This is a genomic window from Pseudomonas sp. v388 (assembly GCF_003935425.1).
Taxonomy (GTDB): domain Bacteria; phylum Pseudomonadota; class Gammaproteobacteria; order Pseudomonadales; family Pseudomonadaceae; genus Aquipseudomonas.
This window is the reverse complement of the sequence record NZ_RHQN01000003.1, coordinates 1-15802: the sequence shown is the minus strand read 5'-3', so window position 1 is coordinate 15802 and position 15802 is coordinate 1. Positions and strand designations below refer to the sequence as shown.

Here is a 15802-nt window from a genome sequence, read left to right as displayed (position 1 = left end):
CCACGCACAGCCATCGCCGTTGGCCGTTTTTTCCGCCAGATACCTCGAGATGGTCGGATGATCCGTGCAATCTGACGCAACTTGGGCATAATACGCGGCTTCGATTTTGATCCCTACAAGACCTTCTCATGCAGAAAGAACCTCGTAAAGTCCGCGAGTTTCGCCGTCGCGAACAAGAAATTCTCGATACCGCACTCAAGCTGTTCCTTGAGCAGGGCGAAGACAGTGTTACCGTCGAGATGATCGCGGACGCCGTGGGCATAGGCAAAGGCACCATCTACAAGCACTTCAAGTCCAAGGCCGAAATCTACTTGCGGCTGATGCTCGATTACGAGCGGGACCTGAACGAGTTGCTGCACTCGGCCGATGTCGACAAGGACAAGGAAGCGCTGTCGCGCGCCTACTTCGAATTCCGCATGCGCGACCCGCAGCGCTATCGCCTGTTCGACCGGCTGGAAGAGAAGGTGGTCAAGGGTAATCAGGTGCCGGAACTGGTGGAGGAACTGCACAAGATCCGCGCCTCGAACTTCGAGCACCTGACGCTGCTGATCAAGGGCCGCATCACCGAAGGCAAGCTCGAAGACGTGCCGCCGTACTACCACTACTGCGCCGCCTGGGCGCTGGTGCACGGCGCGGTCGCGTTATATCACTCGCCGTTCTGGAGCAACGTGCTGGAGGACCAGGAAGGCTTCTTCAATTTCCTGATGGATATTGGCGTGCGCATGGGCAACAAACGCAAGCGCGATGGCGACGCGACGTCCCACGGCTTGCCTCAGCCCCGGCCGGAAACCGGGTCGGAGCCGGCCTAGGGCTGACGGCTGCGGGCATTGCCGACCAGGCTTTCTTTCTGATCGTGCCAGAGCTGGCGCGGAAGCTGCATCCGACGACCATTCGCCGGTTTTCCGTCACCGGCCTCTGGAGGGGAAGATGCGTAGCCTGGTTCTACTGCTGGCGCTGGTAGCGTTGAGCGGTTGCATGAAAGTCAGTGACATGGGCGAAGGTGTTCGCGAGCAGTTCAGCGACGCAGGGCTGCTGGATCACAGCGATACCCGTCGTATCTCGAACTGGCGCGTCCAGCCGGACTCTTTCATCTACATCGCCCAAGGCGCCTTCGTGCCGCCTGGCAAGGCGTATCCGCGGCCTAATGTGGTGGCCGAGGAAGCGTTCAAAGGCTTTGTCGAATATTTTCCCATGGTTCGCCGCGCTCCAGCCCCGTTGGGCCTGGATGAAGCGATGATCGAGGCCCGCAGCGCCGGTGCGCATTATCTGCTCTATACCCGCTTTGCCAAGGCGGATGATCGCATCAGCAATGGCGACCAGTGGGCGGATCAGGAAGAAGTCGACCGTCTGGGCGTCGACAGCGGTGTGATCCAGCTGATGCTCATCGAAACCAACACCCGTTACCTGATCGACAGCGCCCGCATTCGCAGTCGTGGCGGTTTGCTGACGCTTTACGACAAGCGCCCGGAAGATTTGCTCGGTCCACCCCTTGAGGACTACGCTCGTATGCTCTTGGGTGTACCGCGTTAGGAGTAAGGCATGACCGATTCAGGCAAGGCCGGCGATCTGTTCGCGCAGATCCCCCAGAGTAAAGGCTTGCCACCTGTTCATTTGTGGAATCCGGCATTCTGCGGTGATATCGATATGCGTATCGCCCGGGACGGCACCTGGTTCTACCAAGGCACGCCCATCGGCCGCAAACCGATGGTGCGGCTGTTCTCCACCATCCTGCGTCGCGATGGCGATGACTATTTTCTTGTCACTCCGGTGGAGAAGGTCGGCATCCAGGTCGATGATGCGCCGTTCGTGGCCGTTCAGCTGGAGGTGCAGGGCGAAGGTGAAGCGCAAATCCTGCGTTTTATCACCAACGTCGACGACCAGGCCGAAGCGGGCGCCGAGCACCCCTTGCGGGTATCGATCGATCCCCGGACTCAGGAGCCGTCACCCTACGTGCATGTGCGGACCAATCTGGAAGCGCTGATTCACCGTAATGTGTTCTACCAGATGGTCGAGCTGGCAGTCAGTCGTGAACTGGACGGGCAGCGCTGGCTGGGGGTCTGGAGCCATGGCGTGTTTTTCCCCATTGGCCTTGAGCCTTGAGCGGCGCTCGTCGCCAGGCGCAATTGCTTGCTGGCAGTACGGCAGTTAAAGTGCCGGTCTTTGATTTTGCTGAGGTTTTTGCATGAGCCAGTCCTTCGATATCGCCGTGGTCGGCGCCACCGGTACGGTCGGCGAAACCATCGTCCAGATTCTCGAAGAGCGCGAGTTTCCCGTGGCCGGCCTGCATGTGTTGGCAAGCATCGAATCCGCAGGGCAGTCGGTGCCGTTTCGAGGCAAGAATGTCCGGGTCCGGGAAGTCGACGAGTTCGATTTCAGCAAGGTCCGCCTGGCGTTCTTCGCCGCCGGTCCGGCCATTACCCGCAGCTTTGCGGCCCGCGCGACGGCGGCGGGCTGCTCGGTCATCGATCTGTCAGGTGCGTTGACGGTCGCCCAGGCGCCGTTGGTCGTCCCGGAAATCAATGCCGAGGTACTGACCGCCGATTCGGCGACCCACCTGATTTCCTGCCCGAGCGCTTCAGCCACGGCAGTGGCCATGGTCCTCGCGCCGCTGCGCGGTCTGCTCGATATCCGCCATGTCAGCGTTACCGCCTGCCTTGCGGTGTCGGCGCAGGGCCGTGAAGGCGTGTCCGAGCTGGCGCGCCAGACCACCGAACTGCTCAACGTGCGCCCGCTGGAAACCCGCTTCTTCGACCGCCAGATGGCGTTCAATCTGCTCGCCCAGGTCGGCGCGCCGGACGACGCCGGGCATGTGCCGCTGGAACGTCGATTGGTCACCGAGTTGCGTGAACTGCTGGGCATGGCGTCGTTGAAAGTCGCCGCCAGCTGCATCCAGGTGCCGGTGTTCTTCGGCGACAGCTTTACCGTTTCGGTCCAGGCAGGCGCCAGGGTGGACCTCGACGCGGTGAACGCGGCGCTCGACGCGGCGCCGGGCGTGGAATGGGTAGAGGCGGGTGACTATCCGACGCCGGTGGGCGACGCGGTAGGGCAGGATGCCGTCTACGTCGGGCGTGTCCGTCTGGGAATAGACGATCCCGAGCAACTGAATCTCTGGGTTACCTGCGACAACGTTCGCAAAGGCGCGGCCCTCAACGCTGTGCAGGTTGCCGAATTGTTGATAAAAGATTATGTGTAAAAGATACTTGCAACAGATTTGATACGTATTTTATAGCGGCGATATGCCTTACACCCAAATGCAGGACTACCTCCTCGGCCACCGGGGAATCTTTAAACAAGGGATGGGCTATGGTTCAGGTTCGTAAACTGGTATTAGCTATCGCCGCGGCTTCCGCGTTGTCATCAGGAATGGCGCACGCGTTGGGGCTCGGGGAGTTGTCGGTCAAGTCGACCCTGAATCAGCCGCTGGTAGCCGAGATCGAGTTGACCGACGCGCAAGGGCTCAATGCTGCGCAAGTGGTCCCGAGCCTGGCCACCACCGCCGACTTCGCCCAGGCGGGCGTCACCCGGCAGGCCTTTCTCAATGACCTGAGCTTCACTCCGGTCATCAACGCCAACGGCCGCAGTGTCCTGCGCATCACTTCCAGCAAACCGGTCCTTGAACCGTACGTGAAATTCCTGGTTCAGGTGCTGTGGCCCAATGGCCGTCTGCTGCGTGAATACAGCCTGCTGCTCGATCCTCCCAAGTTTTCGCCGGAAGCTGCCGCTGCGGCCTCTGCTGCGGCCGTAGCCCCGGCAGCGCCTGCCGCACCCGCGCAGCTGCCGTCCACCGCGCCGACGCCGGAAGCTTCCGCACCGGCTGCCCCTGCGCCTGCGCCAGGGGCCGCTGCGCCGACACCTGCCGCGCAACCCGCCGCCGAGGCCCCCGCTCAGTACGTCACCGCCAATAACGACACGCTGTGGGAAATTGCCGAGCGGGTCCGTAACGGCGGAACCGTGCAGCAGACCATGCTGGCGATCCAGGCGCTGAACCCCAATGCCTTTATCGGCGGCAATATCAACCGGTTGAAAAAGGGCGAAACGCTGCGTCTGCCGACGCCTCAGCAATCCACTGCCCTGCCTCAGGCCCAGGCGCTTGCCGAGGTTTCCCAGCAGTACCGTGCCTGGCGTGAAGGCCGCCGCCTGCCGGCGGGGCCACGCCAGATTGACGCCACTCGTCGTGATCGTGCCGGGGCCGCGCCCTCGCAGGTGGAAGCCGGCGATAACCTGAGTCTGGTCTCGGCGGCCGGGCAGTCGGGCGCCAAGGGTGCTGCGGGCGATGGCGATCTGGGCAACAAGCTGGCCATGACTCAAGAGGCGCTGGATACCTCGCGTCGCGACAATGCCGAGCTGAAGAGTCGGATGAACGACCTGCAAAGCCAGCTCGACAAGCTGCAGCGCATCATCGAACTCAAAAACAACCAACTGGCCACGATGCAGGCCGGTGGTGCGCCAGCGGCTGCGCCCGCAGCGCCCGCTGCCGCCAATCCGGCGTTGCCGGCCACCGTGGTCGATGCCAGTGGCGCGCCGGTCAAACCGGCCGGGGAAATCGCCCCGGAAGACGCGTTGCCTCCCGGCGCCGCCCAAGTCACCACACCGTCGGCCGAGCAGCCTCTGGCCGTCGAGCCGGTGACAGCGCAAGAGCCTGAAGATCCACTGCAAAGCGTGCTCAACAACCCGATCCTGCTGGGCCTGATCGGCGGCGGGGTGGTCCTGCTGCTGGCCTTGCTGCTGCTGTTCCTCGCACGCCGTCGCAATGCCCGCGCCGAAGCCGAGAAGCACAAGCGCATGGCTCGTGCGCTGGCCGAGGAATCCCAGTTCGTCTCCGACATGGACATGAACACGCCGCCGGCCAGCTTCGACGGCCTCGACGTCTCCCCGCCGAATGTACGCATGGGTGCGGGCGCTGCTGCGGCAGGTGTAACTGCTGCGCGGGAACACCCGGCCGATCCGCTGGTGCAGGCCGAGATCCATATCGCCTACGGTCGCTTGAACCAGGCGGTCGAGTTGCTGGAAGACGCTATCAAGCAAGAGCCGGGTCGTGATGACGTTCGGCTCAAACTGATGGAAATCTATGCCGAGCAAGGCAATACCAAGGCCTACGCCGCTCATGAACGGAAACTGGTGGCTGCGGGAAAGCGTGAAGCTGAGGTCGAGCAGCTAAAAGATCAAAACCCGACCACGGACACGCCGGCACCGGCAGCTGAACCCGTAGCGCCGGCAGCCGCCGCAGCCACCACGGCAGCGGCTGCGGCGACAGCTGCTGCCCTGGCCGCCGAGCTGGATGCCAAGTACGTTGAAGAACTGCTCGCCGACGAAGATGAGCCTGCGCCTGAGGCAACGCCTGAACCGCTTGCCCAAGAGCCGCAAGCCGTGCAGGAGCCGGAGGACGAGTTCGATCTGAGCCTGGATGAATTCGAACAGGACGCTTCTACGCCGGTCACCACGGTCGACAACCTCGATGACCTGCTGCTGGATGAGCCTGTGCCGGCCGCCGAGCCCGACGCGACCCCAAGCTTCGAGTCGATCCTGCAGGAACAGACGGCCAATACCGTCGCCGAGCCTGACGACCTGGCCGATTTCGATCTCGATCTGTCGGAAGAAGACCCGGCCCTCAAGACCGAGGACGACTTCCTGCTGAGCCTGGGTGAGGATCCGCTGGATCTGGGCAGCACCGAACCTGAGCCGGTTGGCGAGGATCTGGAGCTGCCCGATGATTTCGATCTCTCCCTGGCCGACGAAATGGAAAGCGATCAGGCGTCCGAAGCGTTTGCTTCTGAAATCGAAGACGTCAACGCGGAGCTGGAGCGTCTTTCCCAGAATCTGGAGCAGCCGGCGTTGAGCGAACCAAGCTTTACCGCCGAAGACGCTGCCTTGCTGGATGACGAGCCTGAGTTCGATTTCCTGGCCGGCGCCGATGAAGCGGCGACCAAGCTGGATCTGGCCCGGGCCTATATCGACATGGGTGACGCCGAAGGCGCCCGGGACATTCTCGACGAGGTGGTCAACGAGGGTGATGACGGGCAGAAGAGTGAAGCGCGGGAGATGCTTTCACGGCTGGCCTGATCCACGCTCGAACGTTGTGACAAACGGCCGCTTTTGCGGCCGTTTGCATTTGGGCGACGGGTCGGCTGGCGTCTTTTTTCGGCAGCCGTATAATGGCCGACTTTTCGCAAACCGACAGGCTGTAACCCTTGGCGAACATAGACAACCCGGCCGCCGAGATGGCTGCCGAGGGCTTTTCCCGTATCGCGCTGGGCGTGGAATACAAAGGCTCGCGCTACTGCGGCTGGCAGCGGCAGGCGTCCGGTGTGCTGACGGTCCAGGAAACCCTCGAAGACGCACTGTCCAAAGTCGCGGCCTCTCCGGTGTCGCTGATGTGCGCCGGGCGCACTGACGCTGGCGTGCACGCCTGCGGTCAGGTGGTGCATTTCGACACCCGCGCCGAGCGCAGCCTGAAAGCCTGGGTCATGGGCGCCAACATCAACCTGCCCCATGATGTCAGTGTCACCTGGGCCCGGGTCATGCCTGCCGATTTCCATGCCCGCTTCAAGGCCATTGCCCGTCGCTACCGCTACGTGATCTATAACGATCAGATCCGCCCGGCGCACCTGAATCAGGAAATCACCTGGAACCACCGTCCGCTGGACGTCGAGCGCATGGCCCAGGCCGCACAGTATCTGGTCGGCACCCATGACTTCAGTGCGTTCCGCGCCGGCCAGTGCCAGGCCAAATCGCCGGTCAAGCAGTTGCATCACCTGCGGGTGAGCCGCCACGGCAAGATGATCGTCATCGACGTCCGCGCCAACGCTTTCCTGCACCACATGGTGCGCAATATCGCAGGCGTGCTGATGACGATCGGTGCCGGCGAGCGCCCGGTGGAGTGGGCGCGGGACGTGCTGGAAAGCCGGGTGCGACGCACTGGCGGAGTGACAGCCCATCCATACGGGTTGTATCTGGTCCAGGTCGAGTATCGCGACGAGTTTCCGCTGCCGGAGCGCTACATCGGTCCGCATTTTCTGACAGGTTTCAGCGAACTTGACGGCTGACGGCCAGACAACCATTTGCTAACATCCGGGACTTTCCGAAAGGTCTGAGGTTTAACTACATGTCAGCCGTTCGCAGCAAGATCTGCGGGATTACCCGCATAGAAGACGCCCTGGCGGCAGTCGAGGCGGGCGCCGATGCCATTGGCCTGGTGTTCTACGCCAGGAGTCCCCGCTACGTGAATGTCCAGCAGGCCCGGGCGATCATCGCCGCGCTGCCGCCTTTCATCACCACCGTCGGGTTGTTCGTCAACGCCAGTCGTTGCGAAATCAACGAAACGCTGGATGCCGTGCCGCTGGATCTGCTGCAGTTTCATGGTGATGAAACGCCGGAGCAGTGCGACGGCTATCATCGTCCGTACATCAAGGCACTGCGGGTGAAGGCGGGCGACCAGATCGCCGAGGCCTGCCGTACCTATCGCAACGCGCGCGGCATCCTGCTCGATACCTATGTGGAAGGTGTTCCCGGCGGTACCGGTGAAACCTTCGACTGGGCCTTGATTCCCAACGAGCTGGAAAAACCGATCATCCTGGCCGGCGGCCTGACCTCCGCCAATGTGGCACAGGCCATCGCGCAGGTCCGGCCGTATGCGGTGGACGTCAGCGGTGGCGTCGAGAAGAGCAAGGGCATCAAGGATCGCGAGAAGATTCTCGCCTTCATGAGTGCGCTGCAGGCCGGGTGATGTGACGGCGGCGGTTCTGCCGCCGTCCATAAGCCTGTTCCTGCCTTATAGTCATGCAGGTCGAATTAATGCAGATCTGATTGAGCGGGCTGCAATGGCAATGTCCGCAGTCAGACTGTTTGAACATGGAATGCAAGGTACGCAGGTCCGGTCAGGTGCCGACCGCTGCCTTCATTATCGCTACATACACCCATTGAGTCAGGGCATGCGTCTGGCGTGCAAGCGCCATGCGTTCGAGCCGAACCGGTACTGGAGAAAGAAAGCATGAGCAACTGGTTGGTAGACAAACTGATCCCTTCGATCATGCGTTCCGAGGTGAAAAAGAGCTCGGTCCCCGAGGGCCTTTGGCATAAATGCCCGTCCTGCGAAGCGGTGCTGTATCGCCCTGAACTGGAAAAGACCCTCGACGTCTGCCCCAAGTGCAATCACCACATGCGCATCGACGCACGCGCTCGCCTGAACATCTTCCTCGATGAAGAAGGGCGTGCCGAGCTGGGTGCCGACCTGGAGCCGGTCGACCGACTGAAATTCCGCGACGGCAAGAAATACAAGGATCGCCTGACCGCGGCCCAGAAGCAGACCGGTGAGAAAGACGCACTGATTTCCATGAGCGGTACCTTGCTGGGCATGCCGGTCGTGGCATCGGCATTCGAATTTTCCTTCATGGGCGGGTCGATGGGCGCCATCGTCGGCGAGCGTTTCGTTCGCGCCGCCAATTACGCGCTGGAAAATCGCTGCCCGATGATCTGCTTCGCGGCCTCCGGTGGCGCCCGCATGCAGGAAGCCTTGATTTCCCTGATGCAGATGGCCAAGACGTCCGCCGTCCTGGCGCGTCTGCGTGAAGAAGGCCTGCCGTTCATCTCCGTGCTGACCGATCCAGTCTATGGCGGCGTATCGGCCAGTCTGGCGATGCTGGGCGACGTCATCGTGGCCGAGCCCAAGGCGCTGATCGGTTTCGCCGGTCCGCGGGTCATCGAACAGACCGTACGGGAAAAATTGCCGGAAGGCTTCCAGCGCAGCGAGTTCCTGCTCAGTCACGGCGCCATCGACATGATCGTTTCGCGCAGCGAGCTGCGTCCGCGCCTGGGCAACCTGCTGGCGCAGATGATGAACCTGCCGACGCCGACCTTCGTAGCGCCCGTGATCGAACCTGTCATCGTTCCCCCGGCACCGGCTACCGTATGACCCCCTCAACCCTGGGCGACTGGCTCGCCTATCTGGAGCAGCTGCATCCTTCGGCCATCGACATGGGGCTGGATCGCTCGCGACAGGTATCCCGGCAACTGGGGCTTACCCGCCCCGCGCCCCGGGTCATCACTGTAACCGGCACCAACGGCAAGGGCTCGACCTGCGCCTTTGTCGCCGCCTTGTTGCAGGCCCAGGGTCTGAAAGTGGGCGTCTACAGTTCGCCGCACCTGCTGCGCTATAACGAGCGGGTGAAGGTGCAAGGTGTCGAGGCGACCGACCTCGAGTTGTGCGACGCGTTCGCCGCGGTCGAGGCAGCCCGTGGTGAAGTCAGCCTGACCTACTTCGAAATGGGCACTCTCGCGGCGTTCTGGCTGTTCGAACAGGCGCAGCTGGACGCCGTGGTCCTGGAAGTTGGGCTTGGCGGGCGGTTGGACGCGGTCAATCTGGTCGATGCCGATCTGGCGCTTGTAACCAGCATTGGCGTGGATCACGCCGACTGGCTGGGAGATACCCGCGAGTCGGTGGCGTTCGAGAAGGCCGGTATCTTGCGTGCGGGTCGCCCGGCCCTGTGCGGTGATCTGGACCCGCCCGAGCCGCTGCTGGCCAAGGCCCGCGAGCTGGGCTGTCCGTTGTTGCTGCGCGGCGAGGACTTCGATCTGTCCATCAATCAGCACAGCTGGGACTGGCGTGGTATCGCCCGTGGCGAGCAGGTCGAGTTGCGTGGGCTGCCGTTGCTGGACTTGCCGATGCAGAACGCCGCGTTGGCCCTTCAGGCGTTCGCGCTGCTGGGTTACCCGTTGCAACCGGAGGTGATCGCTCGCGCATTGCAGCTGACCCGGCTCGCCGGTCGGCTGGACCGTCGAACCGTCCACTGGCAGGGAAAGACGCTCAACCTGCTGCTGGATGTCGGCCATAATCCTCATGCAGCGCATTTTCTGGTGCAGTGCCTGGCGCGTCGGCCGGTCGTCGGCAAGCGTCGTGCGGTTTTCGGTCTGTTGGCGGACAAGGACCTGGAGGGCGTAGTCGCCCACCTGGTACCGGTCATCGACGACTGGGCAGTGGCGCCGTTGCCGACGTCACGCAGTCGGCCCGCGGAACAATTGCAGTCGGTGCTGCAGAACCTTGGTGCGCACGTGACGTCCTACCAGAGTGTTGCGTTGGCGCTCGAGGCGCAATGCGCGCACGCCACGGCCGATGACGAAATTCTGCTGTTCGGATCTTTTTATTGTGTAGCCCAGGCCCTGGAATGGCTGGCCCGGCGCACCGATGAGGAAGCTGCAAATGGCTTTGCTGGATAACGTATTCAAACAGCGGATGGTCGGCGCACTGGTGCTGATCGCCGTGGCAGTCATTTTTCTGCCCATGCTGTTCACCCGCCAGGACGAGGCGCGTCAGGTGCAGGTCGATGCCCCGGCCGCACCGCAGGCGCCGGCGGCTCCTCAAGTGCAGGTCGAGCCTGTTCCTGTGCCCGAGCCGCAGTCGTTGCCCGACGAGCCGATCATCGAGGAACAACCCACGTCGTCGGCTGATCAGCCACCTTCGATGCCCATCGCTCCAGCTCCGGTTGCTCCCTCGACACCTGCGGCCCCGCCGGTCGCAAGCGCGCCTGCAACACCTGTGGCCCCCAAGCCGGCCGCCAAGCCTGCGCCGGCACCCGCCGCGCCGACGACAGCCAAGCCAGCCGCGCCTGCGGGTGTCGATGCCAACGGGCTTTCGGTCAGCTGGTCGGTGCAACTGGCGAGCATGTCCAACCGCGCCAACGCCGACAACCTGCAGAAAACCCTGCGGGCACAAGGTTATAACGCCTATATTCGTACCGCCGGGGGCGTGAACCGGGTGTTCGTCGGTCCATTGATCGAGCGCGCCGAGGCAGATCGTCTGCGTGACCAGCTGGACAAGCAGCAGAAGCTCAAAGGTATCGTCGTGCGCTTCCAGCCGGAGCGCGGCTGATTGTCGCAGGGCGGGCGCGTTTCCATGGAAATTGCGCCGCGCCGATAATCGCTGCTTACCCGCAGGCGGGCGCTCTGCTAAAATGCGCCGCCTCAACGGTCCGTAGGCTGCAACGTGGCATTTTCTCCGGTTGACTGGGCGATTCTCGGAATCGTCGTCATTTCCGCTTTGATCAGTCTGAAACGTGGCTTCGTCAAGGAAGCCCTGTCGTTGATGACCTGGATCATTGCAGGTGTCGTTGCCTGGATGTTCGGTGCGGGCCTGTCACTGTATCTGGTCGATTACATCCAGACCCCCTCGGCGCGGGTCATCGCCAGCTGCACTATTCTGTTTGTCGCCACCCTGCTGGTCGGCGCCATGGTCAACTTTCTCCTGGGCGAACTGATTCGCGTCACCGGGCTGTCCGGAACCGATCGTTTTCTCGGGATGGTCTTCGGCGCGGCGCGCGGCGGCCTGCTGGTCGTCATCGCGGTCGGGCTGTTGAGCCTGGGGCCGGTGCAACAGGATCAATGGTGGCAGCAATCGAAGCTGCTACCCCAATTTCTCATGGTCGCTGACTGGTCGAAAAACCTGATTCTCGGGATGTCCAGTCAATGGCTCGCCAGCGGCATCAGCGTTCCCGCTGAACTGCCGTTCAAGGAGCAACTCCTGCCGTCTACATTGCCGCAGGAAGTGCTCGGTAAATCCAGTACCACTAAGTAGGGGTTGTGTCGCATGTGTGGCATCGTCGGTATCGTCGGCAAGTCGAACGTCAATCAGGCGCTGTATGACGCGCTCACCGTCCTCCAACACCGCGGCCAGGACGCTGCCGGTATTGTTACCAGCCACGATGGCCGGCTGTTTTTGCGCAAGGACAACGGGCTGGTGCGTGATGTATTCCATCAGCGCCACATGCAACGCCTGGTCGGGCACATGGGCATCGGCCATGTGCGTTATCCCACCGCAGGCAGCTCGACCTCGGCCGAGGCCCAGCCGTTCTACGTCAACTCGCCTTACGGCATTACCCTGGCGCACAACGGCAACCTGACCAACGTCGAGCAACTGGCCAAGGAGATTTACGAATCCGACCTGCGCCACGTCAACACCAATTCCGATTCGGAAGTGCTGCTCAACGTCTTCGCCCATGAGCTGGCCGTGCGTGGCAAGTTGCAGCCCACCGAGGAAGACATCTTCGCGGCCGTGACCGACGTCCACAAACGCTGCCGTGGCGGTTACGCCGTGGTCGCCATGATCACCGGCTACGGTATCGTCGGCTTCCGCGACCCGGACGCCATCCGCCCGATCGTGTTCGGCCAGCGTCATACCGACGAAGGCGTCGAGTATATGATCGCTTCCGAAAGCGTTTCCCTGGACGTGCTGGGTTTCACCCTGATTCGCGACCTGGCGCCGGGCGAAGCGGTGTACATCACCGAAGACGGCAAGCTGCACACCCGCCAGTGCGCCCCGAACCCCAAATACGCGCCGTGCATTTTCGAACACGTCTACCTGGCGCGTCCGGATTCGATCATCGACGGCATCTCGGTCTACAAGGCGCGCCTGCGCATGGGCGAGAAGCTGGCCGACAAGATCCTGCGCGAGCGTCCGGATCACGACATCGACGTGGTGATCCCGATTCCCGACACCAGCCGCACCGCTGCGCTGGAACTGGCCAATCGCCTGGGCGTCAAGTTTCGCGAAGGCTTCGTCAAGAACCGCTACATCGGCCGTACCTTCATCATGCCCGGCCAGGCCGCGCGCAAGAAATCGGTACGCCAGAAACTCAACGCCATCGAACTGGAATTCCGCGGCAAGAACGTCATGCTGGTGGACGACTCCATCGTGCGCGGCACCACCTGCAAGCAGATCATCCAGATGGCGCGCGAAGCCGGCGCCAAGAACGTGTATTTCTGTTCGGCGGCACCCGCAGTACGCTTCCCCAACGTCTACGGCATCGACATGCCGAGTGCTCACGAGCTGATCGCCCATAACCGTACCACCCAGGACGTTGCCGACCTCATCGGCGCCGACTGGCTGGTCTATCAGGATTTGAATGACCTGATCGAAGCGGTGAGCGGCAGCAAGAAGATCAAGATCGACAACTTCGACTGCTCGGTCTTCGACGGCAAGTACGTGACCGGTGATATCGACGAGCACTACCTGAACAAGATCGAGCAGGCGCGCAACGATGCCTCGAAGGTCAAGACCCAGGCCGTGAGCGCTATCATCGATCTGTACAACAACTAATTGGACAAGGAGAGGGCGGCATGACTCAGGAATGGGATGCCGGTCGGCTGAACAGCGACCTCGAAGGTGTGGGTTTCGATACCCTCGCCGTACGTGCCGGACAGCACCGCACACCTGAAGGCGAGCATGGCGATCCCATGTTCTTTACCTCCAGCTACGTGTTCCGCACGGCCGCCGACGCGGCTGCGCGATTCGCGGGCGAAGTGCCAGGCAACGTGTATTCGCGTTATACCAACCCGACCGTGCGCTCGTTCGAAGAGCGTATCGCGGCCCTCGAAGGTGCCGAGCAGGCCGTGGCCACCGCCACCGGCATGGCGGCGATTCTGGCCGTGGTCATGAGCCTGTGCAGCGCCGGCGATCATGTGCTGGTGTCGCGCAGTGTATTTGGCTCGACCATCAGTCTGTTCGAGAAGTACTTCAAGCGTTTCGGCATTGAAGTGGACTACGTGCCGCTGGCCGAGCTGGACGGTTGGGACGCTGCAATCAAGCCCAATACCAAACTGCTGTTTGTCGAGTCGCCGTCCAATCCGCTGGCCGAACTGGTCGATATCGCGGCGCTGGCCGAGATCGCCCGCGCCAAGGGGGCGATGCTGGTCGTCGATAACTGCTTCTGCACGCCAGCCCTGCAACAGCCGTTGCTGTTAGGCGCGGATATCGTCGTGCACTCGGCCACCAAGTTCATCGACGGCCAGGGCCGTTGCATGGGTGGCGTGGTGGCCGGTCGCGGCGAGCAGATGAAGGAAGTGGTGGGTTTCCTGCGTACCGCCGGGCCGACCCTCAGCCCGTTCAACGCCTGGATTTTCCTCAAGGGCCTGGAAACCCTGAACCTGCGCATGCGTGCTCACTGCGCCAACGCCCAGGCCCTGGCCGAATGGCTGGAGCAACAGGACGGCATCGAGAAGGTTCATTACGCCGGCCTCAAGAGCCATCCGCAGCACGCCCTGGCCCAGCGCCAGCAGAAGGGCTTCGGTGCGGTCGTCAGCTTCGAGGTCAAGGGCGGCAAAGAGGGCGCCTGGCGATTTATCGACGCCACTCGACTGATCTCGATCACCGCCAACCTGGGCGACAGCAAAACGACCATCACTCATCCGAGCACCACTTCCCACGGCCGTCTGGCGCCGCAGGAGCGTGAAGCGGCCGGGATTCGCGACAGCCTGATCCGGGTTGCCGTGGGTCTGGAAGATGTGGCCGACCTTCAAGCCGATCTGGCGCGCGGTCTGGCGGCATTGTGAGCGATTGGGCGATGCAGTTCGCCAGCGCCCACAACGGTCGTGTCGCGCTGGTCACCGGCGCGGCCCGAGGGATCGGCCTGGGCATATCCGCCTGGCTGATCACCGAGGGCTGGCAGGTGGTGCTGACCGATCTGGACCGGATTCGCGGTGCGAAGGTAGCCGAGGCGTTGGGCGAGAACGCGGTGTTCATCGCCATGGACGTGTCGGTCGAAGAACAGGTTGTCGGTGCAGTGGCCGACGTATTGCGCCGCTTTGGTCGCATCGACGCGCTGGTATGCAATGCGGCGGTCGCCGATCCTCACAACACGACCCTGGAAAGCCTGGCCCTGTCGCACTGGAACAAAGTGCTGGGTGTGAACCTGGGTGGCCCCATGTTGCTGGCCAAACATTGCGCGCCTTACCTGCGTGCGCACTGCGGCAGCATCGTCAACCTTACCTCGACACGCGCCCGGCAATCGGAGCCCGATACTGAAGCCTATGCCGCCAGCAAGGGCGGGCTGCTGGCACTGACTCACGCACTGGCCATCAGTCTGGGGCCGGAGATCCGGGTCAACGCGGTGAGCCCCGGCTGGATCGACGCCCGCGACCCGTCGGTGCGTCGCGCTGAGCCTTTATCCGAAAGCGACCACGCTCAACATCCAGCGGGCAGGGTAGGCACGGTAGAGGATGTAGCCGCCATGGTGGCCTGGTTGTTGTCCAGGAATGCCAGCTTTGTTACAGGGCAGGAATTCGTGGTTGACGGTGGCATGACCAAGAAGATGGTCTACGTGGAATAACCGGCGGGTCCGGTCGGCTGCTTGGCAGGTGTCGGGCATGCCGGATCGGACCGGCATCGGCTCGTTGTAGAAAACTTCCTGATTTGACGAATTTTTAAAAAACTTCAATCAGGCTATTGACTTAGGTTCGTTAGGTGCGTAAATTTCGCGGCCTCAACGAAGCAAAGGGTGATTAGCTCAGCTGGGAGAGCAGCTGCCTTACAAGCAGCGGGTCGGCGGTTCGATCCCGTCATCACCCACCATCGTTGAGTTTGAAGGCTGAAACATGAGGGTCTTCAAAGTGTGTAACACCAGGACGAAAGTCCACAATGCGCAGCGGTAGTTCAGTCGGTTAGAATACCGGCCTGTCACGCCGGGGGTCGCGGGTTCGAGTCCCGTCCGCTGCGCCATATCTACACAGACTGGGTTCGCCGGGTCTGAGATCGGAAAGCCAAGGCTGACGGGTCAGGTTCACAGAGTTACACAAGCGATACGCAGCGGTAGTTCAGTCGGTTAGAATACCGGCCTGTCACGCCGGGGGTCGCGGGTTCGAGTCCCGTCCGCTGCGCCATACCTACACAGACTGGGTTCGCCGGGTCTGAGATCGGAAAGCCAAGGCTGACGGGTCAGGTTCACAGAGTTACACAAGCGATACGCAGCGGTAGTTCAGTCGGTTAGAATACCGGCCTGTCACGCCGGGGGTCGCGGGTTCGAGTCCCGTCCGCTGCGCC

At 62.3% G+C, this 15802-nt stretch carries 14 protein-coding genes and 4 tRNA genes; all 18 read left to right on the top strand.

The annotated features are described in order from the left end of the window. Window positions 1-128 precede the first annotated feature (128 nt). The gene (locus EGJ27_RS07625) at window positions 129-809 is read left to right on the top strand and encodes a TetR/AcrR family transcriptional regulator (RefSeq protein ID WP_125830128.1); all 681 of its coding nucleotides are present in this window, start codon (window positions 129-131) and stop codon (window positions 807-809) included. A 118-nt stretch (window positions 810-927) separates the two neighbouring features. Then, entirely contained in the window at window positions 928-1530 is a 603-nt protein-coding gene (locus EGJ27_RS07620; protein ID WP_125830127.1) for a DUF4823 domain-containing protein, read from the top strand. A 9-nt stretch (window positions 1531-1539) separates the two neighbouring features. After that, window positions 1540-2100: a DUF1285 domain-containing protein gene (locus tag EGJ27_RS07615; protein ID WP_125830126.1), complete on the top strand. Its 561-nt coding sequence runs from the start codon at window positions 1540-1542 to the stop codon at window positions 2098-2100. An 82-nt stretch (window positions 2101-2182) separates the two neighbouring features. Beyond that, window positions 2183-3193 (top strand): aspartate-semialdehyde dehydrogenase, encoded by a 1011-nt coding sequence (locus tag EGJ27_RS07610; RefSeq protein ID WP_125830125.1) that lies wholly within the window; start codon window positions 2183-2185, stop codon window positions 3191-3193. A 110-nt stretch (window positions 3194-3303) separates the two neighbouring features. After that, on the top strand, window positions 3304-6060 hold the full coding sequence (locus EGJ27_RS07605; RefSeq protein ID WP_125830124.1) for a FimV/HubP family polar landmark protein: 2757 nt from the start codon (window positions 3304-3306) through the stop codon (window positions 6058-6060). A 158-nt stretch (window positions 6061-6218) separates the two neighbouring features. Beyond that, complete coding sequence (gene truA, locus EGJ27_RS07600) at window positions 6219-7043, top strand: tRNA pseudouridine(38-40) synthase TruA (RefSeq protein ID WP_125830706.1); 825 nt, start codon at window positions 6219-6221, stop codon at window positions 7041-7043. A gap of 59 nt (window positions 7044-7102) precedes the next feature. Then, window positions 7103-7723, top strand: coding sequence for a phosphoribosylanthranilate isomerase (locus EGJ27_RS07595; protein WP_125830123.1), 621 nt, complete (start codon window positions 7103-7105; stop codon window positions 7721-7723). 264 nt (window positions 7724-7987) lie between these two features. Beyond that, on the top strand, window positions 7988-8908 hold the full coding sequence (gene accD / locus EGJ27_RS07590) for an acetyl-CoA carboxylase, carboxyltransferase subunit beta (RefSeq protein ID WP_125830122.1): 921 nt from the start codon (window positions 7988-7990) through the stop codon (window positions 8906-8908). Beyond that, complete coding sequence (gene folC, locus EGJ27_RS07585) at window positions 8905-10209, top strand: bifunctional tetrahydrofolate synthase/dihydrofolate synthase (RefSeq protein WP_125830121.1); 1305 nt, start codon at window positions 8905-8907, stop codon at window positions 10207-10209. Before accD ends, folC begins: the two co-directional genes overlap by 4 nt. Further along, window positions 10193-10861, top strand: coding sequence for an SPOR domain-containing protein (locus EGJ27_RS07580; RefSeq protein ID WP_125830120.1), 669 nt, complete (start codon window positions 10193-10195; stop codon window positions 10859-10861). The genes folC and EGJ27_RS07580 overlap by 17 nt, the downstream gene beginning before the upstream one ends. A 114-nt stretch (window positions 10862-10975) precedes the next feature. Then, on the top strand, window positions 10976-11563 hold the full coding sequence (locus EGJ27_RS07575; RefSeq protein WP_125830119.1) for a CvpA family protein: 588 nt from the start codon (window positions 10976-10978) through the stop codon (window positions 11561-11563). Between the two features lie 12 nt (window positions 11564-11575). Continuing rightward, the gene (gene purF, locus EGJ27_RS07570; protein WP_125830118.1) at window positions 11576-13084 is read left to right on the top strand and encodes an amidophosphoribosyltransferase; all 1509 of its coding nucleotides are present in this window, start codon (window positions 11576-11578) and stop codon (window positions 13082-13084) included. Between the two features lie 20 nt (window positions 13085-13104). Further along, window positions 13105-14316: an O-succinylhomoserine sulfhydrylase gene (locus EGJ27_RS07565; protein ID WP_125830117.1), complete on the top strand. Its 1212-nt coding sequence runs from the start codon at window positions 13105-13107 to the stop codon at window positions 14314-14316. A gap of 11 nt (window positions 14317-14327) precedes the next feature. Then, the gene (locus EGJ27_RS07560) at window positions 14328-15092 is read left to right on the top strand and encodes an SDR family oxidoreductase (RefSeq protein WP_125830705.1); all 765 of its coding nucleotides are present in this window, start codon (window positions 14328-14330) and stop codon (window positions 15090-15092) included. Window positions 15093-15258: 166 nt separating this feature from the next. Next, a tRNA-Val gene (locus tag EGJ27_RS07555) sits at window positions 15259-15334 on the top strand. Window positions 15335-15404: 70 nt separating this feature from the next. Then, a tRNA-Asp gene (locus tag EGJ27_RS07550) sits at window positions 15405-15481 on the top strand. A gap of 84 nt (window positions 15482-15565) precedes the next feature. Then, window positions 15566-15642: transfer RNA gene (locus EGJ27_RS07545), tRNA-Asp, on the top strand. Window positions 15643-15726: 84 nt separating this feature from the next. Next, window positions 15727-15800 (top strand) — tRNA-Asp (locus EGJ27_RS07540). Window positions 15801-15802: the final 2 nt, after the last annotated feature.